This window comes from Chitinophaga sp. OAE865, assembly GCF_040546735.1.
Lineage (GTDB): Bacteria > Bacteroidota > Bacteroidia > Chitinophagales > Chitinophagaceae > Chitinophaga > Chitinophaga polysaccharea_A.
In genome coordinates this window covers 4,172,833-4,194,470 of sequence record NZ_JBEPOF010000001.1, presented here as the reverse complement: position 1 = coordinate 4,194,470, position 21,638 = coordinate 4,172,833, and the positions used below count along the sequence as shown (strand labels likewise).

22 protein-coding genes are annotated in these 21,638 nt (G+C 43.8%); 5 read left to right on the top strand and 17 right to left on the bottom strand.

From position 1 onward, the window contains the following. Positions 1-68 precede the first annotated feature (68 nt). From ABIE50_RS16995 to ABIE50_RS16985, 3 genes are read right to left on the bottom strand one after another with little or no spacing between them, the layout of a single operon-like run. Positions 69-1,520 carry a DUF4832 domain-containing protein gene (locus tag ABIE50_RS16995; RefSeq protein WP_209857507.1) on the bottom strand — a complete coding sequence of 484 codons (1,452 nt, stop codon included), beginning with the start codon at positions 1,518-1,520 and terminating at the stop codon, positions 69-71. Further along, positions 1,521-3,194 carry a RagB/SusD family nutrient uptake outer membrane protein gene (locus ABIE50_RS16990; RefSeq protein WP_209857506.1) on the bottom strand — a complete coding sequence of 558 codons (1,674 nt, stop codon included), beginning with the start codon at positions 3,192-3,194 and terminating at the stop codon, positions 1,521-1,523. 11 nt (positions 3,195-3,205) lie between these two features. Continuing rightward, the gene (locus ABIE50_RS16985) at positions 3,206-6,583 is read right to left on the bottom strand and encodes a TonB-dependent receptor (protein WP_209857505.1); all 3,378 of its coding nucleotides are present in this window, start codon (positions 6,581-6,583) and stop codon (positions 3,206-3,208) included. Between the two features lie 359 nt (positions 6,584-6,942). Between ABIE50_RS16985 and ABIE50_RS16980 the strand changes: the two genes are divergently transcribed. Together ABIE50_RS16980 and ABIE50_RS16975 are read left to right on the top strand one after the other, a co-directional pair. Beyond that, the gene (locus ABIE50_RS16980; protein ID WP_209857504.1) at positions 6,943-7,488 is read left to right on the top strand and encodes an RNA polymerase sigma-70 factor; all 546 of its coding nucleotides are present in this window, start codon (positions 6,943-6,945) and stop codon (positions 7,486-7,488) included. A 42-nt stretch (positions 7,489-7,530) separates the two neighbouring features. After that, complete coding sequence (locus tag ABIE50_RS16975; protein WP_209857503.1) at positions 7,531-8,694, top strand: FecR family protein; 1,164 nt, start codon at positions 7,531-7,533, stop codon at positions 8,692-8,694. A 24-nt stretch (positions 8,695-8,718) separates the two neighbouring features. Here the strand turns inward: ABIE50_RS16975 and ABIE50_RS16970 are convergent, their stop codons facing one another. The 4 genes from ABIE50_RS16970 to ABIE50_RS16955 form a co-directional block, all read right to left on the bottom strand. Beyond that, entirely contained in the window at positions 8,719-9,408 is a 690-nt protein-coding gene (locus ABIE50_RS16970; RefSeq protein WP_209857502.1) for a DUF1826 domain-containing protein, read from the bottom strand. Positions 9,409-9,423: 15 nt separating this feature from the next. Next, positions 9,424-9,750, bottom strand: a complete 327-nt coding sequence (locus ABIE50_RS16965; RefSeq protein ID WP_209857501.1) for a methyltransferase — start codon at positions 9,748-9,750, stop codon at positions 9,424-9,426. Then, the gene (locus tag ABIE50_RS16960) at positions 9,726-9,947 is read right to left on the bottom strand and encodes a methyltransferase (RefSeq protein WP_209857500.1); all 222 of its coding nucleotides are present in this window, start codon (positions 9,945-9,947) and stop codon (positions 9,726-9,728) included. Before ABIE50_RS16960 ends, ABIE50_RS16965 begins: the two co-directional genes overlap by 25 nt. 452 nt (positions 9,948-10,399) lie before the next feature. Continuing rightward, entirely contained in the window at positions 10,400-11,674 is a 1,275-nt protein-coding gene (locus tag ABIE50_RS16955) for a M12 family metallopeptidase (RefSeq protein WP_209857499.1), read from the bottom strand. 662 nt (positions 11,675-12,336) lie between these two features. Here ABIE50_RS16955 and ABIE50_RS16950 point away from each other — a divergent pair. From ABIE50_RS16950 to ABIE50_RS16940, 3 genes are read left to right on the top strand one after another with little or no spacing between them, the layout of a single operon-like run. Then, entirely contained in the window at positions 12,337-12,696 is a 360-nt protein-coding gene (locus ABIE50_RS16950) for a VOC family protein (RefSeq protein ID WP_209857498.1), read from the top strand. Positions 12,697-12,705: 9 nt separating this feature from the next. Then, positions 12,706-12,873 (top strand): EVE domain-containing protein, encoded by a 168-nt coding sequence (locus ABIE50_RS16945; protein ID WP_209857497.1) that lies wholly within the window; start codon positions 12,706-12,708, stop codon positions 12,871-12,873. Positions 12,874-12,881: 8 nt separating this feature from the next. Then, the gene (locus ABIE50_RS16940) at positions 12,882-13,340 is read left to right on the top strand and encodes a MarR family winged helix-turn-helix transcriptional regulator (RefSeq protein ID WP_209857496.1); all 459 of its coding nucleotides are present in this window, start codon (positions 12,882-12,884) and stop codon (positions 13,338-13,340) included. A gap of 102 nt (positions 13,341-13,442) precedes the next feature. Here the strand turns inward: ABIE50_RS16940 and ABIE50_RS16935 are convergent, their stop codons facing one another. The 10 genes from ABIE50_RS16935 to ABIE50_RS16890 all read right to left on the bottom strand — a co-directional run bounded on the left by ABIE50_RS16935 (position 13,443) and on the right by ABIE50_RS16890 (position 21,632). Further along, positions 13,443-14,465: a methyltransferase gene (locus tag ABIE50_RS16935; RefSeq protein ID WP_209857495.1), complete on the bottom strand. Its 1,023-nt coding sequence runs from the start codon at positions 14,463-14,465 to the stop codon at positions 13,443-13,445. 21 nt (positions 14,466-14,486) lie between these two features. Further along, on the bottom strand, positions 14,487-14,885 hold the full coding sequence (locus ABIE50_RS16930; protein ID WP_209857494.1) for a cupin domain-containing protein: 399 nt from the start codon (positions 14,883-14,885) through the stop codon (positions 14,487-14,489). Position 14,886: 1 nt separating this feature from the next. Beyond that, positions 14,887-15,897, bottom strand: coding sequence for a methyltransferase (locus ABIE50_RS16925; RefSeq protein ID WP_209857493.1), 1,011 nt, complete (start codon positions 15,895-15,897; stop codon positions 14,887-14,889). 17 nt (positions 15,898-15,914) lie between these two features. Continuing rightward, on the bottom strand, positions 15,915-17,447 hold the full coding sequence (locus tag ABIE50_RS16920) for a UbiD family decarboxylase (RefSeq protein WP_209857492.1): 1,533 nt from the start codon (positions 17,445-17,447) through the stop codon (positions 15,915-15,917). 265 nt (positions 17,448-17,712) lie between these two features. Continuing rightward, on the bottom strand, positions 17,713-18,117 hold the full coding sequence (locus ABIE50_RS16915; RefSeq protein WP_209857491.1) for a hypothetical protein: 405 nt from the start codon (positions 18,115-18,117) through the stop codon (positions 17,713-17,715). 6 nt (positions 18,118-18,123) lie between these two features. Then, entirely contained in the window at positions 18,124-19,074 is a 951-nt protein-coding gene (locus ABIE50_RS16910) for an enterotoxin A family protein (RefSeq protein ID WP_209857490.1), read from the bottom strand. Positions 19,075-19,313: 239 nt separating this feature from the next. Beyond that, on the bottom strand, positions 19,314-19,922 hold the full coding sequence (locus ABIE50_RS16905) for a hypothetical protein (protein WP_209857489.1): 609 nt from the start codon (positions 19,920-19,922) through the stop codon (positions 19,314-19,316). Between the two features lie 20 nt (positions 19,923-19,942). Next, positions 19,943-20,173: a hypothetical protein gene (locus ABIE50_RS16900; protein ID WP_209857488.1), complete on the bottom strand. Its 231-nt coding sequence runs from the start codon at positions 20,171-20,173 to the stop codon at positions 19,943-19,945. 68 nt (positions 20,174-20,241) lie between these two features. After that, positions 20,242-20,946, bottom strand: a complete 705-nt coding sequence (locus ABIE50_RS16895) for an RHS repeat-associated core domain-containing protein (protein WP_354028049.1) — start codon at positions 20,944-20,946, stop codon at positions 20,242-20,244. A gap of 263 nt (positions 20,947-21,209) precedes the next feature. Further along, positions 21,210-21,632 (bottom strand): DUF433 domain-containing protein, encoded by a 423-nt coding sequence (locus ABIE50_RS16890; RefSeq protein ID WP_209857486.1) that lies wholly within the window; start codon positions 21,630-21,632, stop codon positions 21,210-21,212. Between the last annotated feature and the right edge of the window lie 6 nt (positions 21,633-21,638).

Here is a 21,638-nt window from a genome sequence, read left to right as displayed (position 1 = left end):
CGTTTATGCACACAAAAGGTCATCATGCAGATACTGCACGCTTTTGGGGGAACAAATCCGTTTTAAGATCAGTTTACCGTTACCTCACCGAGCTTGTACCAGCCGGGCACTGTTTCGCGTTCTTTTTTAAGTGGTAGTTGAATATCCCTGTTATGAAATCCGCAGGCATCGCGCATGTTTATCAACAGGTCGTACTTACCCGCGTCCATGTCTTTACTTATATCAATTTTATATTGCTCAGCTACTATTTCGTAAGGCAGCCAGGTTCTGTTATCAGATTCGGGCAAATCCCGCCTGAAAGACCTGCCGGTTTGCCTGCTGGTCAGTTGCACAGAAAGTTTATACCTGTGATAGGCCGGCGCAACACCATGGTTCTCCCAGGTTATCCTTAAATAATTGTGGCTGGATTGCACACGGAAGGTATCAGGCATCATCGCGAATCTGGGGAAATACCAATACCCACACAGGTTAGCCAGCCTGCCTGCCAGTACTGTATTCTCCCGGAGCCATTCCCTCGGATAATAATGAAAACCTATATGGGTGGCGTGCGTTTCATGTATAGCCTTTTCAAATCCGGCGCCATCCTTCCACATGCCGTATTTCACCGCATCACTATAATGATCGGATTCCAGCACCACAGGGATCCTGCGGTACACTTTACTATACAGTTCAGGACTGCGTATACAGGAAGGGCCAAACCCCAGCTCCTGGTACCATTTCACATTTCCGCTATCATCCCGGAAACCGATGCCCTTTTGCAGGCAATAATGATATATATCATAGTCTGCGCCATCGTCTGCATCACGCTGGCCGATAAAGTCATCACTGATCAGCAGCACAGATCTTTTGTAACATCTTTTATACATATCAATATGCCGCTTAATCACGCTCACCGGCACATCATCCCAACCTGAGAAAGCGGTATGCCCTTCTCCCCATTCACCTATACTGCCAATGTCGATATATTCCACCCAGCGTTTACCATCATATCTTGCAGCAAAGGCTTTATGAAAGTTCTCTAGTTTTTCAAGGAACACAGGATCTCCATAATCCGGCACCCAGGCTTTGCCGTCCTGCATCATTTTACCTTTGGCCCCGGCCTTTTCCACCCATGCAGGGGTAGCATATGGAGGCCCGTTTGTTTCTTTACAGGTGATACGGAAAGAAATGGTATGCCCCCACCCTGTCCATCTGCTGATAATGGAATCAATCAGTTTCCAATTGTACACACCCTCTTCCGGTTCAAGATAACACCATGCCAGCCTCAGATAGATATCATTCAACCCCGGGAAATCAGGCAGGGAATCATTTGCTGCCAAACGATCTCCGTAATTTGAAATACTATTATCATAATAATGGATAAACCAGCCTTTATGTGGATTGCTGCATACTTTTGCGCTATCCCAGTAACGTTCCAGGTGAAAGAAGGTACGGTTCTTATACACTCCTTTTCCTTCCTGCGCCCGGGAATACAGGCTTAAAAAAATGAACAGGACAGATATCAGAAAACAGCGCATCATTTAATAACCGGGGTTTTGCACCATCTTTGAATTGGCATCCATTTCTGCCTGTGGTATGGGGAACAGGTACTTCCTCACAGGATTGAACGTACGTGTTTCAAGCTTAATGTAATTGACATCGTTCACATCATATCCATTTCCCACCCAGGTGATGTGGCCGTTCGTAAAGTTCATGGTTCCCCTGCGACTGCCATATAAAGGGCCGTTCAGTACCTGGGGCCCAAGATCCCAACGCATAATATCCAGGTACCTGAGCCCTTCAAAGGCCAGTTCCACTCTCCGTTCATTCCGCACCAATGCCCTTGTTAAAGTTGCCGCCTTAATATGGCCGCTTCTTGTTCTGATAGCATTGATATATGCAAGTGCAGCATCGGTGTTTGTATTTGTTTCCACTGCTGCCTCTGCATAGGTGAGATACATTTCCGCCAGGCGAATCACCATAATATCACCACCAAAATTAGGTGGCCAGCCGCCAGGGCTGTCAGCAAGACTATTGATATATTTGATAACATTCATACCGGAGCGCGCTGCAGGTTCGTTCCTGTTATAATCCGGGTTAGGGCTGCCGTCCGGCATAAATTGATCCAAAGTATTATAGTAACGCCCTTTCCATAACTGCCCTGGATGCAGCAAAGACATTTCCATCCTGGGATCGCGATTCTTAAAAGGATCATTGATGTCATAACCGGATGTTGGGTCGGTGATAGCTTTCCCGTTACTGCATTCATAGGCGTCCACCATACTCTTAGTGGCATTAAGGGCAGACCAGCCGCCGTCGCCGGCAGGGAGGTTCAGTTGCGTGAGTGATTGCTCATAATCATTCACAATGTATTGCACATTCAGGATCGCCTCCTTATTGATCTTCTCGCTTTTTTCGAGGAACAGGTCCCTGTAATTTGGAAACAGCTCATAACAAGGCATATCAATTACCGCTTTAGCATCGGCCATGGCAGCTGTATAATTTCCCGTTACCAGTTCCAGCCTGGCCCTCAGCGCCAATGCAGCTCCCTGGGTAACATGCCCTTTTGAGTCAATGGTGTTCTGAACCGGCAATGCACCTTCATTGATAATGGCAGACAGCTCATCCAGTACAAACTGTTTCACCTTTACCGCAGGGTCCCTGGGCAGTTCATCCGTTGCGTTGATCACTTTTGTAACAAGCGGCACATCTCCATGTAACATTACTTTCCAGAAATAATCATATGCTCTCAGGAATCTTACCTCACTTTTGTATTGCGCCTTTTTTGCATCATCCATTGGTACCCTGTCAATATTGGCAAGAAAATTATTGTATTTGCGGATGCGCGTATAAGGATACCAGTTGACAGATGCGGCAAAGTCTCCGCCGCCATTTTCATCCATGAAATGGAACCAGTCGATCCAACTGCCCAATACATTGTAGTTCGACGCCGTTAATGTGCCGTTGCCCAGTACCTGGAAACCGAAATTGGATTTTTCGTAAGCATTATCGCTGGCGCCATCAAAAAGCACAATGTTCGCATAGGCTTCCCATAAACGATAGCAGCCATTCAGCGCCAGTGTTGCATCCTGTTCTGTTTTCCAGAAAGTTGCATCCGTTAGCTCGTTCCTGGGTTTCACATCGAGGAAATTGTTTCCACAGGAATATATCATAGTAAGGTTAAGCGCAAGTATTGTAAATAGTGTCTTTTTCATCCTTATACGTTTTAGAATGTTACATCGATTCCTACTGTGTAGAATTTAACCTGTGGATACGTGCCGTTGCCGGAGCCGGATAAAAGTTCCGGATCAAAGCTGGAAGGAAATTTTGTAAATGTCAGCAGGTTCTGTCCACTGGCATATACCCTGGTTCTTGTAATGCCCGCCCGCTTTAACCATGCTGCAGGGAACGTATACCCTACCTGGACAGTTTTCAAACGCAGGTAGGAAGCATTTAATACACTAAAAGAGCTCATCACCTGGTTATGCTTTTCGGTGATCAGTGTTCTTGGATAGTACCCGTTTTTAACGACTTTCCCGTTTTCGACAATGGTCCTGTCAAGATGCATGCGGAATGCATTGTTCGGATCGAATGCCCAGAATGATTCAGCGCCTATCACGCGACTTACCTTACTGGCGCCCTGGAAGAAAGCAGACAGGTCAAACCCTTTATACTTCAGGTTTATATTGGCTCCATAAGTAATCCTGGGAATAGTATTGCCCAGCACAACCCTGTCGTCACCATTGATCCTGCCATCCTTATTGAGGTCTTTAAAGATCAGGTCGCCCGCCTTTACGGGCGCTCCGTCAACATGCGGGGAGGCTGAAGCCTCTGCATCTGTCTGATAAATGCCCGTTACCTCGTAGCCATAATAAGATCCCCATGGCTCTCCCTCCATGTAGATCAGGTCCCCCTTGGAAGGATTTTTATATCGCTCTACCTTGTTCTCATTGAAGGCAGCGTTCAGTGACACGGTATATTGCACATTTCCTATTGCATAATTGTGTTCCAGCAACAGCTCCACCCCTTTATTCCTCATGGCGCCGGCGTTTACAACAGGTGCAGGCAATCCGAAGCTCATTGAAACCGGAACGGGGGAAAGAATATCGTCTGTATAGCGATTGTAGTAATCGGCGGATATGGACAACAGCCTGTTCCGGAAAAGATCAATATCAAAGCCAAGGTCCAGCTCTGTTGTTTTCTCCCAGCTGATGATCTCATTGCCGGCAATAGTAGTGGCGGCGCCATCTGCAACAATGCCGCCAAAATTATAGTTCTGCCCTAATTTTATTCTTTGGAAATAATTGTAATCGCCAATATTATTGTTTCCCAGTTGTCCCCATGATCCTCTCAGCTTCAGGTTACCGATCCAGCTGATATCCTTCATGAAATGCTCCTCTGTTACTCTCCAACCTGCAGACAACGACGGGAACCAACCTACCCTGTATCCGCGGTTAAACTTTGAAGAAGCATCTCTCCGCAGGTTCACTTCCAGTAAATACCTGTTATCAAATTCGTAGTTAGCCCTTCCAAATACAGACCCCAGCCGGGACTCAATCACGGATCCTCCGTTCGTCATACCTACGGTTGATCCTCCATTTAGCTGGTCCAGGTCATTAGATGGAAAGTTCTTCCGGAATGCTTCGTTACTGAAAAACTGGTAGGCTTCACGGGAAGCTCCCAACAACCCTTTCACATTATGTTTGCCCAACTTCCTGTTATAGTTCAGCAAACCCTGCAATGTGACGGTTTGCTGACGGGTAATATTATCTGTTACACTATTCGGCCCCTGGACAGTATGCACACCATTGCTGTAATAATCGATCGTTTTCACATGTCTTTTATTGTCACCCAGGTCATAGTTAACACCGGCAACGCCTTTCAGGGTTAAACCTTTCAATAAGCTCAGTTCACCGAAAACGCTTCCAAGCAAATGGGAGTTGGTACCATTCCTGAATCCGCCTGCATCTACCCAGGCAATGGGATTCCCGTCTGTATAACGGTTCCAGGTGCCATCCGCATTTTTATTGGCTACTGTAGGTGGTATAAAGTTCGCCTGTCTGAAAAAATCTTCACCGCCGCTAAATGGCGAGATCGGGTAGATCACGTTGTTCCTCGACAGCGACATATTTGTACCAATGGTCAGCCATTCCTTTACACGACTGTCCAGGTTTACCCTGGCATTGTAGCGTTTGTGGGTAGAGCCTTTGATAAGCCCGTTTTGATCAAAATACTCAAATGATACCCTGTAGCTGGTAATATTATTACCGCCTGCAAAAGAAAGGCTATGATCCTGGGTAAGCCCCGACTCCGTCAGCAGAAGGCCCAGCCAGTCTGTATTCGGGAAATTATAGGGATCACTGCCCGATTTATACCTGGCAATATCATCATCGCTGTACCGGGGAGGCAGCCCCTGGTTCCTGTTACCTTCATTGTATAATCCGGCATACTCATAAGATGGAAGATGATCAGGGAGATTTGTTGTAGCCTGCCAACCGGCAAAGCCCCTGTAATTGACTTCAGAAACGCCGTTCTTCCCACGTTTGGTGGTTACCAGTATCACGCCATTGGCAGCCCTTGATCCGTAAATAGCAGCGGAAGAGGCATCTTTCAGCACGCTCACGCTTTCGATATCACCGGGTGAGATATTGTCCATTCTTGATTCCAGCCCGTCTACAATGATCATAGGGCCGGCATAGTTCATGGTCCCAATGCCCCTGATGATCACGCTCACCCCTTCATCTCCCGGCTGCCCGGATGGTTGTGTAATGGTGACTCCCGGCAAACGTCCCTGTAATGCCGCCACAGTGTTTGTGGGAACATTCGCCATCAGGTCCTTCCCTGAAACGGCGCCAACGGCGCCTGTCAGATTGATCTTCTTCTGCGTGCCATAACCAACGGACACTACTTCATCAAGTCCCACTATGGCCCGCTGAAGTTTAACATTCATAACTGTTGAACTGCCGGCGGGAAATTCCTGCGGTATCATTCCAACAAAAGAAAACAAAATGACTCCGTTCGCCGGAACACCGGGTAACCGGTAATTACCACCGGCATCCGTAACCGTTCTCACGGAAGTGCCCTTTACTACGATAGATGCGCCTGGCAATGACTCACCGTTGTTGTCCGTTACCTTACCGGTAAGTAAAAAAACGGTATCCCTTCTTATCGTGTCCCCCGAAAGCGCCGGATTAAACATAGTGGTTGATTGTGGTTTTTCCACCCGTATTACATTTTCGCGTATGCTCCATTGCAGCCCCTTTCCTTTCAAAAGCGCGTCCATGATGTCGCCAACTTTTTTGTTCTTTACAGTTATGGAGACTTTCCCGCTTTTCAGCACACCCGTATTTTCGAACATGATCACTACATCAGCTTTCACTTCGATAGCGGTAAAGACCTGCTGTATTGGAGTATTTTTATAATCCAGGGAAATGATGGTCTGTTCATTCCCTTGTGCATGCCCTGGGGCAGCCAGGAGTATTTGCGCTGTGGCAATAATAGCTCCGAGTATGAAGGTGGTTATTTGCATAATGAACTTTCCGCCACCCTTTAAAAAGGCCGGGGGCGACAGCCTGTTAATACAAACTGTAATGATATTTGGCATATCTTGCATTTGGTTTGGAGATGTTTTTTACTGAAATGTTCCTGACCAGGCCCCTTCAATGCTGTCCAGGCGGGGAGGGGCTTTTCTTCCTTTATGAGCATGCTACGGTGCGCTGTCTATATTCATGATATTACAGTTAGTTAGTTGATAAAATGGCCTTTTCGGATGACCTACCTATGCTATAGACTAAAAATTAATTGACAGTCACTAACCGGATTTGATTTTTTTTATTTTTTTTCAGGAGATGAGGGAATGGCCATCAGGACAGGTACAATGTTACTTTGAATTTTCTCTAAGGCATCGCGGTTTTACAACCAATGCATATCTTATTTTAGTTTTGACTATTAAATGCTAACGCTGTGCAGCAGGAAGGGCTGAACTTTCATACATTACTGGAGCGGCTGAAGGCGTCCGACCTGGATGCTTTCGATATCCTCTATACGCATACCCGCGAGCGTTTGTTCGTTTATGCGTTTTCTTTTTTAAGGGACGAGGCCGCGGCCCAGGACCTGGTACAGGACCTGTTCAGCGATTTCTGGGAACGCAAACTATTCATGGACGTTCACTCCGGCCTGGTCAACTACCTTGTCCGTGCGGTTCGCAATCGCAGCCTGGTGATCCTGAAAAAGGAACAGAACCTGCAAAAGTTTAAAAAGCTGTTTGATGATATGGAAGGCGGCAGGGTGACCATCGATAGCCAGCTGGAAAACCAGGAGCTGCGCCGGGAAATAGAGGCCGCTATAAACAAATTGCCGCCCATGCCGGCCAGGGTATTCCGGCTGCATTATATCGAAAAACTGAGTTATTCGAAGATCGCAGGTATCCTGAACATCACCCCGTCCACGATCAGCAACCACATGACACGGGCGCTGAAGTCGTTACGGGAAAGTTTAAAAAAAATCTGATAATTGATTAGTGACACGGCCCCTTGAAATAGTCATTATAGTATGATGGACAAATTGACTGAAGAAGAAAGATTTTTGTTATTGGGTAAGATGACTGGCACACTTACCCGGGAAGAAGAGGAAGCATTGCAGCATTTGTTCCTTTCCAACCCCCATGCCCGCCTGGCGTATGAAGAGCTGGCCAGCACACTGCCGGCTGAAGATGTGGAGACAGGTTTTGCCCGGCGAAACGAAAACCAGGCATGGCCGGACCTCGCAGCCAAATTCCGGGAGCAACAGCAGCCGCAAACAACAGCCAGGCATATCCCCTTCTATAAAAAAAGATGGGCCGCAGCCGCTATGGTCATCGGCGTATTGCTGGTTGGAGCTATATACTGGCAACAGCTCCGCAAATACGGGAAGACCGGCCTGGCCAGCGCTCCGTCAAAACCCGCTATTGAATTACAATTGGCGAATGGCCAGGTCATTAACCTTTCCCGGGAAGAGGGAGCTATTAATGCCGGCGCCGTGCAACTCAACAATAAACATAAAGTCCTTACCTACGCGGTGGGTAACAATAGTACTGCCCCTGCGGGTATGAACAGCCTTTTCGTGCCGGTTGGAATGAGCTACCAGGTTAAACTGGCCGATGGGTCCGAAGTCTGGCTCAATTCCGCCACCCGCCTGGAATTTCCGCTTTCCTTTACGGAGCATAAACGCGAGATCACCATCTACGGGGAAGCATACCTGAAGATAGCAAAAGATGCCGCCAAACCATTCGTTGTACATCTGCCGCATAGTACCGTGCAGGTGCTCGGCACAGAATTTAACGTGAATACGTATGATTCTGGCGTTGTAAAAGTAGCATTGGTGGAAGGGTCGGTTAATGTGCAGGCACCTACCGGGAATAGCAAACTATCGCCGGGCAAGCAAGCCATATACCAGGCCGGCCAGCCCATCACGCAAGTTGATTTTGAGGCCCGACAGGTGCTCAGTTGGCGCAAGGGACTGTTCTATTTTAACGATGCAAGCCTCGATGAAATCAGCCGGGTAGTGCCCCGCTGGTATGGCGTCCGTGTCGTAATTGACAACCCGGCGATCCTGTCCCGCCGGTTCAGCGGCGTTATTAACCGCAACCACCCTATCACCGTTTTCCTGGAGGATTTAAAAGTGATCTCCCATATTGATGCGCGGATAGACCAGGAAGGTGTGCTGCATTTTAAGTAGGTAGCAGGGCGGTCCCTATTACGGTCAACAGATCATCAACAACCTGTTCTGTCCGGGTTTTTCCTTTGGCGCACGGTGAACACAGGGAGGCACCGGGCTTCCGGGATGATCAACCGCCAACCTCCACAGGTTACCAAGGCCTAAGCTTACCGGACGTGCACCGGGTTTGGCCTGATAATGCAGATCAAAGAAGTTTTCACTTAAGAACGATTCAAAACCTTCATCTGCTCCATCATATAGCTTTCTCAGCTCATCACGGATTTCCGGTATAAGGACTTTCTTTTCACACTGTGAATTTGGCAATATTTCACTCGATTCGCCATAGTATGTGCATAAAAAGGTATCTACCGGTACCAGAGAGCGATCCACATGAAAAGAGTAAACATCCGTTGAAAAAAAAGGATAGGCATCATCCCGCTCATAATATCTGATCACATTAAGAGCCGGCGATGCCCCATACGCTTTCAATAACTTCAAATCATTTAAAAGGATTTCACGCGCAAGCTGCCCTTGTTCACTCAATTGAAGCTCATAAAGCTCCTCTTGTTCAATCGTCGTTATGTTGCCACTTAGCGCTACCTTCTCAACAATTTCAGAAAAGTCACCAACTAATTCACGAGCCCAGCAAATTGCATTTATTGCTCCGCTAAATGGCGTGGAAACAAGGTCTTGAAAATTTGTGACACGGTGAATTTGATTCTCAGAATCTATCATGATAATTAATATAAATCAGTATTGGCCTGCTAAAATAAGGTATAAAATGTTCCTGATAGCTGCTATGTTTGAGCAGGATTCCCTTAAATGGCATAAAGATAGAAATTTCCCGGGCAGCCTGTTTTGCCCGGGATGCCGGTTACGATAACACCTGAGCACTGATAGTTCCTGTATACTTTGTCTCGAACAATTGTTGAAAATCACCTGATAACAGTTTTTCAGTAAGCGTAAGGCATCTTGTTCCTGCCAGTCGTGCAGAATATATTTCATGATGTATGCATCCGCACCCGGTGGAACCGCAGTAAAAAAATCTCCTCCTACAGCCTTGCATTGGCTGCCCATGTTACTTTCCAAATATGTTCCCGGGTCTTTGCGGCTACATAGGGTTCATCAAATACAATTCCCTGTAAATCCGGCACAGCACGTAAAATATGCATAAGCAAAGCGCCATTCCCGCCTCCAATATCAACAATAGTTTGAAAGGCTGAAAAATCATATGCATCTGCAATATCCGCTTCATCACTTCTCCAGAAGGACATATATAGCAATCCTGATCTTTGTTATATAAGAATTCAGAAGTGGGAATACACTCGTAGCTGAGGGAGCAAGTTCCCTTTTGTCATTTGTAGTTCCAATTTGCGCATGAACAAATAGTTTATGCTTCTTATCAGTTGCGGCTTGAATGCAGTAGCCAACGTCAGTGCCGTTGTTGTTTGCATGCAATGCTTTAAAATCGGGATCGGTAGTGCTGATTGAGTATCACCACTTTCAATTGCTTCATACTTTCTTCTCCCTTCCTTTTTCGTCTTGATTTTTGCTTTTAATTGCTCCTTTTCCTCTGCATCTGATTCATCCAGTTATTGTTCAAGTAATGCTCCCATTAATAAAAGGACGTCTCTTTTATTCTTGAGACGTCCTCTTATGATGCTTTCCAATTTCCCCTGCGGGGCTATTCTCTATTATACTCCATTCTTACTGCGATACAACTATATTATAGCTTTCTTAATTGCCATTGCTGTGCTGTATCCACTTTAAATCCTTGCGCTGTTATGTTGGACTTTACAATACCCACTCCCGTTGTATCAAGACTTATACATATCTTATTATCAGTTTTACTAACTAACCTGAAATAATTATTAATATAGGAAGGTACTATAGCCCATAACTGGCTATCATCTCCGGTAAACGCCTTCAGCACAACACCTGCAACTGATTTAGTCAGGCACTTGGTAGAATCTCTCCATGCGGTGAGTTTGTAAAATCCATTATGCTGATGCCTTACTCTCCATTGTTGTGCTAATGTATTTTTCACCGTATATGCAAAAACGGCATCATGCAGGCTATCTGCCTGAAGCGCTTTGGGATTTCCGAGCTGTGTTTGCAATTTATAAGTTCCATCAGCGGTATAAGTGGTTTTATTATACATGTAGTTGACACCCAATACATCTGTTACAGAGGGGTTCCTACGATTCGTTGGCCATCCTGTTCCATCCAGTTTGGTAAGGCGGTCATTCTCACTGGGGTATAACATGATGGAGCCAAAATCGAATGAGCCAACAGGTGTAGCATTGGATTTGATATCGTATTGGTATGCCCAGTTGGGATTAAGCCCCGCAGTATTTACTAACACAAAAAGGTTTCTGTCATGACGGGTCTGTTCATGTTCCAGTCCTAAAGCATGTCCTATTTCGTGGGCGAGGTTCCCTGCACCAAAAGCATTCAGGTCAATTGAAATCGTCATGCTTCCGGCCGGAGCACCAATACTGGTTGAATAGGCAGAGCCGCTATTATTTTGGCTCAACATGATATATTGTGGCTGTACTCCATTCTGATCGTATATAAACTGGAGGCCAAGCCCGGCATTCGCCCACATCTGGATTGCAGCCGGCCATACAATATTCCTGAGATCATTAGAGGCACTTATATCATACCTGTAATAAATGGTTTTATTGGGCCATGCCACCATATTTATTGTACTTTCTGTACGCGGATCTCCCGGCATCCTGATATCTTCTCTTTTCAATACCACATCACCACTCAATAGATACATCCCATTTTCGATTTCAAGCAGGTCCACCAGGTTACCGCGATAATAAGCCTGGATAATGTTTCCACTGGCATGATAGTTATACCTTTCTGCCTTTACATCTTCCGACAGTTGGGGTTTGTTTGCGACGGGATCCCCCTCATTCTTTTTACAGGAACTTAAAGCAATAGCAACAACCACTGTTACTAAAAAACTGTTCAACAGATTTAATTTTTTCATAGAAGCTGATTTAAATTATGGTGATAAAAATTAACAAACAGGATTCCTAACTGGTCAGTCGATAACCAGTACTCACATATATTTATTTATCCTAAAAATTGCGCGAAGTCATGGCTTCTTTAACAAAAGCCCGCTAACAAACAACTCCCTTATCACAAGCAATGCTTCATGCTTATGATGGTAGATGTATGGGATCAAATTCCCTGTTAAAAGGGAATAACGCCACTACTATTAAACTAATTAAAATCTGATAAAATGAATCAAAAAATGCAGATCATGGGATCGTCAAGTATCGTTGGGAAAACAAGTTTAGTTTATCAGGTTAAGGAATCTCTCACGATAGCGCTCTATATGAAATTAGAAAAAAAATGCAGAAAAAAAAAAAAAAAAAAAAAAAAATAAACAGCCAGATAATATCAGTCAGGAAAACACTGATAATTTATTACAAGTTCACGAAACCCGGCAATAAGCGGCAAAAGCGGCGGATTGGGTTTGCCGCTTATTGCCAGGATGATAGCTTAGCGGTAGATGCATACGTCGAAGATAACCTCCTGTAGCGCCTTGCTGCACCCAGGCGGGCTAATCTAAAACAGGCAGGTACAATAAAAAAATAATTATTGTTGTCGAATATACTATATTTGTGACAACAATAAGATTTTACAATGAGACAATTAACATTTGCATCACTACAAGTGAAAAACCTGGAAGCGTCAAAAGACTTCTATACCAAAACATTAGGATTTGAAATTGGCAACACCAATCCGCAGGCCTGTGTTTTCAGCTACAATCAGGGGCAATCAAGTTTTGCTATCCGTACCCCTCTTGAGCCATTGGAGGAGAAAGAATTGGGAACCGGGGTGGCATTGTGGTTTGCTGTTAACGAAAATGTAGACGAGCTGAAAGAAAAATTCATTACGAATGGAGTAACTACTATAGGACCGGTCATAGAAACACCTTTTGGCAGGGCATTTCACGTAAAGGACCTTGACGGCTATAAACTTACTTTTTTGGAAGCAAATTAAGTATTGGGTATGGAACGGGAACCGGAATACCGGGTAATCGTGGCATCAAAAGACCACGTTAAAAACGGGATTGCTGAAGGAATCGCACAAACCTGCCATGGTAAAGCATCGCCTTTAAAGCGAATGAGGCCCAACGATTTTATCATTGAAACAAACAATTTCATCTCAAATGCTTGAACATCACCATGGCTAAAGAAATTAAATTCCGTTTTAAAAGCCCAAACGACAGCCCCGGCTATTTGCTTGGGCAGGTAACTATGCTCTGGCAGCGTAAACAAAAAAAGGTGCTGGACCCTTTAGACCTGACACAGACGCAATTTGCATTGCTGGCAGCATTGGGTTGGCTTTCAAAAAAGAATAAGGCTGTTACACAAGTGGACATTGCCAACCAAAGTAATGCAGACAGGATGATGGTGTCAAAAGTATTGCGAACATTAGAAGAAAAAGGGTTCATAACACGACAGGAACATGAAACCGATACAAGGGCAAAAACTATCCGGCTAACATCGGACGGTGGAGCCGTTTTACAAAAAGCGCTGATTGAAATAGAAAAAGCTGACCTGGATTTCTTTGCTGCATTAGATACCAGGCTTCCGGCATTCAATAAAAATATGGTGACCTTAATTGACAGGAACAGCAATTAAAAGCACCAATTATTGGCATCCCAGGAGTAAAAAAGGTTTGTAAGTAATAACTTACAAACCTTTCCCATTTATGAGTGGAAAATAAAGACTTATATGAGCGCTTTAATCTACCTTCTCCCCTTCTATAATACTCACATCCGGAATAGATAAGGGGATAATGCCATTAAAACGCAGCCCGGCCTGTTCGAACAATTGTTGAAATGCAGCAGCCGTCCGCTCACGGCCACCGGTTACCACCAGCATATTCACATCCATCAACTTGCCCGGGTGTGCAGTATTTCCCGTTGGTATTACCGCATCCACTGCAAGGAGCTTGCTGCCTTTAGGCATCGCCTGATAACAGTTTTTCAGTAAGCGCAAGGCATCTTGTTCCTGCCAGTCGTGCAGAATATATTTCATGATGTATGCATCCGCACCCGGTGGAACCGCAGTAAAAAAATCTCCCCCTACTGCCTTGCATTGGCTGCCCATGTTACTTTCCAAAATATGTTCCTGGGTCTTTGCGGCTACATAAGGTTCATCAAATACAATTCCCTGTAAATCCGGTACAGCACGTAAAATATGCATAAGCAAAGCGCCATTCCCGCCTCCAATATCAACAATAGTTTGAAAGGCTGAAAAATCATATGCTTCTGCAATAGCTTTGTCAGAGAATTGCGTCAGCCTGGTCATTGCCTGCATAAAATTCAATCCTGCCGTTTCATGCCCGGTGTAGTATGCCCATAAGTTCATCTCATAATAGTGATCAAATGCAGGTTTACCGGTTTGTACACTGTAAAGTAATTGTCCCCATGGCGCATAAAAATCGCCCAGTTCAGCCAGTATAAAATGTTTCATGGTACCGGGAGCGTCCTCCAACAATCCAATGGCATCTGTTGTTAAGGCAAACGTTTCCGGTTCAGTTTCCCTGAATATGCCTTCACTTGCCAGGGCACGCAATACCCGATATAACGAAGGCCCGTGTGTAGAGGTTACATTGGCCAGGAAGTTGATATCCCGGGGGCCATCAGCCAGGTGATCGGCAATATTAAGCTTTGCAGCCGTATAAACACAACAGGAAATCCAATGATTTGCAATGATGTGAAGCATTTTCTGCGTGTAAGGCTGTGGAATGTTTTGCTGCATACGGTATGTTTTTAAAAGAAGTTATTGTATAATTGTTTCGTGGAGCCATAAAGCAATAAAATAACCGTTGCCTGTCTGAACGTTGGACGCATGCAGGGTGCCTGCCGGGATAAATATGCTATGGTTACCTTTGAGTTGATACTTTTTCAAACCCAGCTGTATCTCATATACCAGCTCCTCTCCGATTAAAATATTAATTTCATCAAACTCATGTACATGCGGCAGGGTATATGGTGCAGGTACCGATAGTATATCTTTTACCTTGTGAATAGCCAGGTGCAGCGGAAAGTCTTTGGCAAGCAGGCGTTCTATGCCCTCTACATCCCTGTGAAAGGGAATGGCTGACAATGGGCTTTCAATATTTTCTACTATCATAGCCTGATTAAACATTTTGTTTATGGTGAACAATTTATTTTTCATACTATGCCTGTTTTATACATTCAATAATACTACAGTCAGGTTTGTTGGTAGAAATGATCTGGATGATCTGAAGTCCCGCTTTGGCAAGCAATTCTTTATATTCTACGGCGGTACGTTCACGGCCGCCCTGCATGGCCAGCATATTTATGTCCATGAATTTGCCGGGATGTTTTTCATTCCCCGGAGGCAGTACTGCTTCTATCAACAATAACCTGCTGTTATGGTGCATTGCCTGCATGCAGGTTTTCAAAATAAGGACAGAAGCATCGTCGTGCCAGTCATGTATAATATTTTTCAGGATATAACCATCTGCATCTGCCGGTACCGACTGGAAAAAGTCTCCGGCCGCGAGACTGCATCTTGTGTTTGGTACCAGGCTGTTGCGGGCTGCTGTTATTACTGCCAGTAAATCGAAGAGTATACCGTTGCAATGAGGGTTATTGTCCAGTATACTAAGCAACAAACTACCATTACCCCCACCTATATCTGCCAGTAACTTAAACTGTGAAAAGTCGTATGCTGCATGAATATGAGGAATAAACAGCCTGGTATTATTTTCCATGGCCCGTATATAATTCCGGCGCTGTTCAGCATGTGTAGCATAATATTGCCAAACAGGCATTTGATACACGTGCTCAAAACTGGTTTTACCGGTCTGTATGCTATATATAAGCTGGTTCCAGGGCAATAAGCGTTCACCCAGCATAGTTAATACCCACCACAACATAGAATTCGGTGCATTGCTGGTAAGGGTATTTCCCAGGGCGGTAAGCTCAAATAGCTGGTCCTCATTTTCCCTGAAAACTTCAATACTTGCCAGTGCCCGCATTAAGCGGTGAAGGGCGTCCGCATGGCAATGAGTAATATCAGCTATTGCAGCGGCAGACAGGGGGCCGTGTTTGTCCAGGATGTCGGCAATGCCTAGTTTGGCAGCCACATATATCGAACAGGAACGCCAGTGAGCAACAGACAACTCGTACATTTGCCCGGCTTGTGCTTCTAATGGATGCATAATTATTCAGGTAATAATCAGATGTTCGGTTTATACTTATTGTCAAAAAGTGCGGGAGCATATGGAGTGGGATCTATCTCCCTGAATTTCGCACGTTTAAAAGCAGCTTTTAGTTCATAAGGTACTGTACAATCGAAAATGGTCTTGCAACTGATCCCTTTCCCACGAATACCGGGATGATAGGCAGGGATCTGCGATGGATCTAACGGGTGGCAACGAACGCCGGGAATGAAGATGGTGCTGGCATCTCCCTGGTAGCGGGTGGTTAAAGCCCATAGCACTTCACTGCTGTCAAATATATCCACATCCTCATCTACTATAATAATTTGTTTCAGCTCTGAAAACACACCCAGCGCAAGCAGGGCCGCCTGGCGTTCCCTCCCCTGATCCATCGCCGTTTTCTTGTGTACCTGCAAAATGCAAAGCAGTTTGCCGCCGCCTGCCGTATGTGCATATACGTTTCTGACAAGGCCTGGCCGTGCTGCCTCTACTGCGTTATAGATACTGGCTTCCGTCGGGAGGCCGGCCAGGTTCGTACATTCTTCTCCCGGCCCCACCAGGGTTTGCAGAATAGCGTTGCGGCGCATGGTAATAGCCTTGATCTTTATCACCGGCAACGCAGGGTTTGCAGCGCCTTCATAACCTGTAAATTCAGGCATAGCATGACCGGTATTCGTGTGCTGGTCTTCTTTAACGCGTACATGAGGTAAAATTTCACCTTCAATTACAATTTCTGCTCTCGCAATGGCTTTCTGGGGAATGGTAATGCAGTCTGCAAGTTCCACAGGCCTGCCTCTTAATCCGCCGGCAATAGCCAACTCGTCAAAACCTAAAGGAGTGGTGGGAGCTTCAAAACAGGCGCCTACATAAATAGCAGGGTCAAGGCCCATATTAATGGTAACCGGTAAGGCTTTCCCGGCGGCTTCTGCCTTCGCACGAAATACATCAATATGCCTGCCGGGCGCAAAAAAAATTGACAGCTCATCTTTTCCCTGAACACATAACCGGTGAATGGTAACATCATTCTCGCCTGTTTCCGGGTCTGAGGCCAGCACTAATCCCAAACAAAAAAAGGGGCCTGCATCATCAGGAGCATTGGTAGGAGCCGGAATTATTTTCATGATATCAAATCCCGGATCATCCGCCCGGAACACAATCTCCTGGCAAACGGCTTTATCGGGCGAAACGGCTACCGGTGCTATTCTTTTAGCAATGGCCTTTCCGAGGTGAATACCCAGTTCTGCAACCGGGGCCTGCAGCAATGTAGCTACCCTTTCGCGGCTGGCCATCAATCCTACCAAAACCCTTGCATCCGTATATCCCTGGATACTGTTGAATAACATGGTAGGACCGAGCCGTGTAGGACGTTCTACGGTGCCACCGGCACCAATTAATTTGTAGACCCCTGCTAAATCAGCATCCGGATTTACTGGTACATCTGTTTGCAATAACTGACCTGGTATTTTTTCAATGGCCGCCAGGGCACTTCTTAAATCGCAAATAGGGTAACATTCATACTCCTGAAATGAAAGTACATTTTCTTCTTCCATATAAGACAAATAGGGTAACGGGTTAAACATAATGGCTGCTCTCTATACGATAACGTCTATTTATCCGCTTACTTTGGTATCTTTTTCCGCAGATGATGATTCATAATAAATGAAATTATAAAACGACACTGCAGTTACTTCACATCGTCAGAACTATAAAACCAAAAAGGCTTTTGATAAATGATAAACTCCGCCAGCGCGGAGTTTATCATTTATCAAAAGCCTTAAAAAAAATCGGATAATACAAGGTCACGAGAAATTAATTCTATTCTTTCTCTCCCTTACTCGATTTAAGCCACTCTTGCCAATACTTTTCTTGTTCTTGAACTGTTCCCATCATTTCAAGCTCACTTGTTGCTTCTAAAATATTCAATAAATCCTCTCCCGTAGCAGGTTCTCCTATAACAAGTTTATAAGCCTTAAAACTTGTCATTAAAAACCCTGAAGGATAAACGTCAACCCTTGATCCATTACATAATATTTTTACATTATGCGGCTCCAAATCCAATCTAATTTTAATTAATGCATAAAATGGAAAATTATCTTCAGCAGTAAAATGGAAATTATTAGACTTAAACACTAATTCTATCTTACCATCATTTACACTTGAACTGATAATTGCATCAAAATAGGAAAGACCATCAAAACATTTTAACAAATGAGTTTGCATATATTTTTATTTGCTCGGTGGAAGTGATAAGGATTGGTAATCTACAATATTCTTATATGGGATTTTTAAAGGTATTGCAAATTCCTGTTCCCAGGAGAAACCATAGTTTGGTGGAGCATGTTTATTGACTTCAACAGCATTTGATGGAGTCTTGATTTCGTATATATAACCTGATTCATAGCCATCAAGCCATATATCCACAACTCCGGTAGATTTAGTAGTTCCAATGTAACCACTCGTCTTATTTCTAACACTAGAACCATCAATGTGTTCACTCAAATTCATATTAGTACCCCAAGACTGAAAACCTCCTGCCGCTTTTATTTCTTCAGGACTTCTTGTGTCAAATCGGTATACATGTTCTGGCAGAGAATTAGTTGTTGACTGAACTTCATTTGCTGATGGTGTCTCTATTACAGGCTGACTTGTTTTAACAGCTACACTCGCTCTAGGCGCTTGAGGTGCAAGATTACTCGCATTTACCTTTGCTACAATTTTACTATTCCCTACACGGTTCATATAATTATTCCCCATGTAGATAGCCATTGCCGCAATGACGCCACCATTCGTCTTCACAGTTCCTTTAGGCAAGTTAGCTGCAAGATTCCATGAATATGCCTGACCTGGATTAGCAGGTGCATTCCACCAATTCCTAACTTCTTTACCTATATGATAATTACCTGCTATCTCGTTAGTTGATTGACTTCCCGATCCATAACTAATAGGTATCCCTCCTTCTGCACCATCTATATCTATTGCCCAAATTGGAGTATTACTTGCGAACTGGTACGGCGTTAATTCTGGATATTTCTTCGATAACGGACCTACGCTCAGGAACTTCCCTATTCGTGGGTCATAGATACGCATCCCATAATCCTGCTGATTCCCTTCTCCTTTAATTTCATTATCATTCTCCTTCCCATTAAACCCATACCTGTAAACTCCACCAATGCCCACTTTCTTCTACATTCAAAACTGCGGATAATCATTGATCAGAAAACAAGACTACGTTACTAGCTTTTATATCTAATATTGCACACGCTCTTGTAATTTAGTTGACTTATTGGCATACTCTTCCCTTCTTTAAAGTACCCACAGACCGGAAACGAAAAAGTCATTTATGAAGCAAAGAACTGATCAAACAACTTGAAGAAAAGAAAATTAAGGGTTTCTTTCAAGGTAGACAACACCTATATCTACATTTGAAGCATGTATCCTTTTGCTGTAATTTTGTAACTATCCACCTCTTTCCCCCTGTCAATGAATCCCCAGTCAAGAAGCTTCTCAATAGAGTGTCCGATTGTGTCGGCAGATATTGGTGAGACGATTCTATTATTTTTCGCCAAACTTAAAACTTCATTATAAATATCTATAGCACTAACACCTCTGCCTTCCTTCAAAATAGCAAATACATTTCCATCAATCATCCCATCTAAAAAGGTTCTATTGAATAAGATTAAAAAACCGTCACAATCAATAGCACGTCGAGTTAAATTGAATAAGCTGATAAAAATCCCTATTTTAAAGTCAGTTTCGTTCCGATAATTCAATTTCCAAATATCACCTCCATAATTTAATTCAACATAAGGGACTAACCTAGAGTTGTCAAAAACACGTTTCTTCTCTAATTCTTTTATTAGATCAATAATTGCCTGCTCAATAAATGATAATTCCTCGCCCCAAAATAGTACTTCTCGCCAGTTACTTAAATTAAACTTGAAAGAAGGCAATACGCATAAAACATCATTTAAACCAACTGAGATGTTTTTGTTTGATACATTACTTGAAATTGAAATTCGAATCATAAAAAATATTTATCTATCTGCTATTTAGTGAAAACAGCTTGAACTCCATTTTCAATTTTGTTTACGGTAACATTTGTAAATCCATGTTTCTCTGCTTGCCGGCCGGACCAAGTTTGCCAAGCAGCTTGTTTATCAGTTAATTTATTGCTTAAGCCTTTTCTATATTGTATCAAGTTATCAGACATACCATTTTTGTAGATAGGTGATTCAACCCAAGTTGCCGTAAACTTAGAAGCTTCTGTTTGTTCCATAGCTACATCGAATATCTTCGATCCGATACCTTGCTCTTTAAACTTATCTTCAAGATTTATTTCTAACGTCAGACCTTTATTTGAGCTGTATTCATAAAAGCCAATTTCTTGCTTTGGTAATAAAAATGAGTCCTATTCCAACTTATATCTGCCGACTGGAATTCAATTGGATTAAAGCTTTTAACTTCTCTGGTCAAAGCAAATTCCGCACTCAATGCAAAAGTTGTAACATTACCTACTGTATTTAAACTAGCTCCTATCCGCTCTTTATAATCTGTCACTCCAGCATTATCTAAGCCCCGGGCACTATTTTTTCCTTCAACTGCGGAAGTATAGAAAATTTTTGCATCGTTAGCTGTTCCATATACTAACCGGATGAGAACTGCCCATGTATGAGTTGGTGACTTGCTATTCATCCAATTCTTAACCTTTTCAGCCCAATTAGGCTTTGTTGCAGTAATTGTTCCGGTATTTCTCAATTTTACTGTCCAAGCGTTGTCCATCTGCAATGCTGCTTTACGCTTCAAGGCTGCTGTCAATTGAGTTAATTCTTCTTCTGCACCATCTCTGTCTATTGCTTGTATTGGCGTATTACCTGAGAATTGATATGGTGTATACCACGGATATCCTGCACTTAAAGGATCCACACTCAAAAACCTTCCCACCCTCGGATCATACACCCTCATCCCATAATCCTGCTGATTCCCCTCTCCCTTCACCTCATTATCATTCTCCTTCCCGTTAAACCCATACCTATATACTCCTCCCAACACCCACTTCCGCCCCTCCAGCTGCTACCTGACGGCATGCTCAAAGAACTCCCATAAACAACTGTTGGCTTTTTGCTCGGTGGGGCGAACGATACCAACATATTTACAGATCCTAAAATGATGAAGCGGCTTTATGAGATTAACGAACTTCCTGATAAAGATAAAGAGGGGTTTACTCCTCCCGGACGTTTTCCTTGCTAAATCTAAATTACAAGCGATACTTAAATAAACAGCCCCCGATATCATCAGGGCTGTTTATAGCTTACTTACTTTATATGATCTAATCTTTTTTCTACCGCCTCTGCAAGTAACCATCCCATTACGCCAAACTCCGTATCTTCCAGCTCACTTGTCGATCCTAAGAAAAAAGTTTTTCCATCTTTAGATATTGATACTCCATCAGATTCCGTAAAGTCATCTTTAATAGATACCCATCCCTCACTAATACTTCGCAAAATACATCCATCGCAATAATGATCAAGTGAACTTGTAATCACCTTACATTCTCTATTTTTACAATAAAATATAGCTGATCTTAACTCTTCCATAGAGAGATCAAAGTCTTTAAGAAAATCAGTTATGTTATCCCTGTAATTGGCATTAGATACGACATTAAAAACTGTTAATCTTCTACCAATAATAACAGGCTGACCAAATCCCCTATTAACATTACGTTCTACATATTTCATAAATCA

What these genes read in the sequence shown, in the direction of transcription:
- ABIE50_RS16930 (WP_209857494.1), bottom strand. Translation starts at nt 14,885, where the DNA reads ATGAAAAATAAATTGTTCACCATAAACAAAATGTTTAATCAGGCTATG.
- ABIE50_RS16965 (WP_209857501.1), bottom strand. Translation starts at nt 9,750, where the DNA reads ATGGGCAGCCAATGCAAGGCTGTAGGAGGAGATTTTTTTACTGCGGTT.
- ABIE50_RS16940 (WP_209857496.1), top strand. Translation starts at nt 12,882, where the DNA reads ATGGCTAAAGAAATTAAATTCCGTTTTAAAAGCCCAAACGACAGCCCC.
- ABIE50_RS16920 (WP_209857492.1), bottom strand. Translation starts at nt 17,447, where the DNA reads ATGGAAGAAGAAAATGTACTTTCATTTCAGGAGTATGAATGTTACCCT.
- ABIE50_RS16990 (WP_209857506.1), bottom strand. Translation starts at nt 3,194, where the DNA reads ATGAAAAAGACACTATTTACAATACTTGCGCTTAACCTTACTATGATA.
- ABIE50_RS16935 (WP_209857495.1), bottom strand. Translation starts at nt 14,465, where the DNA reads ATGCAGCAAAACATTCCACAGCCTTACACGCAGAAAATGCTTCACATC.
- ABIE50_RS16925 (WP_209857493.1), bottom strand. Translation starts at nt 15,897, where the DNA reads ATGCATCCATTAGAAGCACAAGCCGGGCAAATGTACGAGTTGTCTGTT.
- ABIE50_RS16890 (WP_209857486.1), bottom strand. Translation starts at nt 21,632, where the DNA reads ATGAAATATGTAGAACGTAATGTTAATAGGGGATTTGGTCAGCCTGTT.
- ABIE50_RS16900 (WP_209857488.1), bottom strand. Translation starts at nt 20,173, where the DNA reads ATGGAACAAACAGAAGCTTCTAAGTTTACGGCAACTTGGGTTGAATCA.
- ABIE50_RS16950 (WP_209857498.1), top strand. Translation starts at nt 12,337, where the DNA reads ATGAGACAATTAACATTTGCATCACTACAAGTGAAAAACCTGGAAGCG.
- ABIE50_RS16960 (WP_209857500.1), bottom strand. Translation starts at nt 9,947, where the DNA reads ATGTCCTTCTGGAGAAGTGATGAAGCGGATATTGCAGATGCATATGAT.
- ABIE50_RS16985 (WP_209857505.1), bottom strand. Translation starts at nt 6,583, where the DNA reads ATGCCAAATATCATTACAGTTTGTATTAACAGGCTGTCGCCCCCGGCC.
- ABIE50_RS16905 (WP_209857489.1), bottom strand. Translation starts at nt 19,922, where the DNA reads ATGATTCGAATTTCAATTTCAAGTAATGTATCAAACAAAAACATCTCA.
- ABIE50_RS16955 (WP_209857499.1), bottom strand. Translation starts at nt 11,674, where the DNA reads ATGAAAAAATTAAATCTGTTGAACAGTTTTTTAGTAACAGTGGTTGTT.
- ABIE50_RS16975 (WP_209857503.1), top strand. Translation starts at nt 7,531, where the DNA reads ATGATGGACAAATTGACTGAAGAAGAAAGATTTTTGTTATTGGGTAAG.
- ABIE50_RS16970 (WP_209857502.1), bottom strand. Translation starts at nt 9,408, where the DNA reads ATGATAGATTCTGAGAATCAAATTCACCGTGTCACAAATTTTCAAGAC.
- ABIE50_RS16995 (WP_209857507.1), bottom strand. Translation starts at nt 1,520, where the DNA reads ATGATGCGCTGTTTTCTGATATCTGTCCTGTTCATTTTTTTAAGCCTG.
- ABIE50_RS16945 (WP_209857497.1), top strand. Translation starts at nt 12,706, where the DNA reads ATGGAACGGGAACCGGAATACCGGGTAATCGTGGCATCAAAAGACCAC.
- ABIE50_RS16915 (WP_209857491.1), bottom strand. Translation starts at nt 18,117, where the DNA reads ATGCAAACTCATTTGTTAAAATGTTTTGATGGTCTTTCCTATTTTGAT.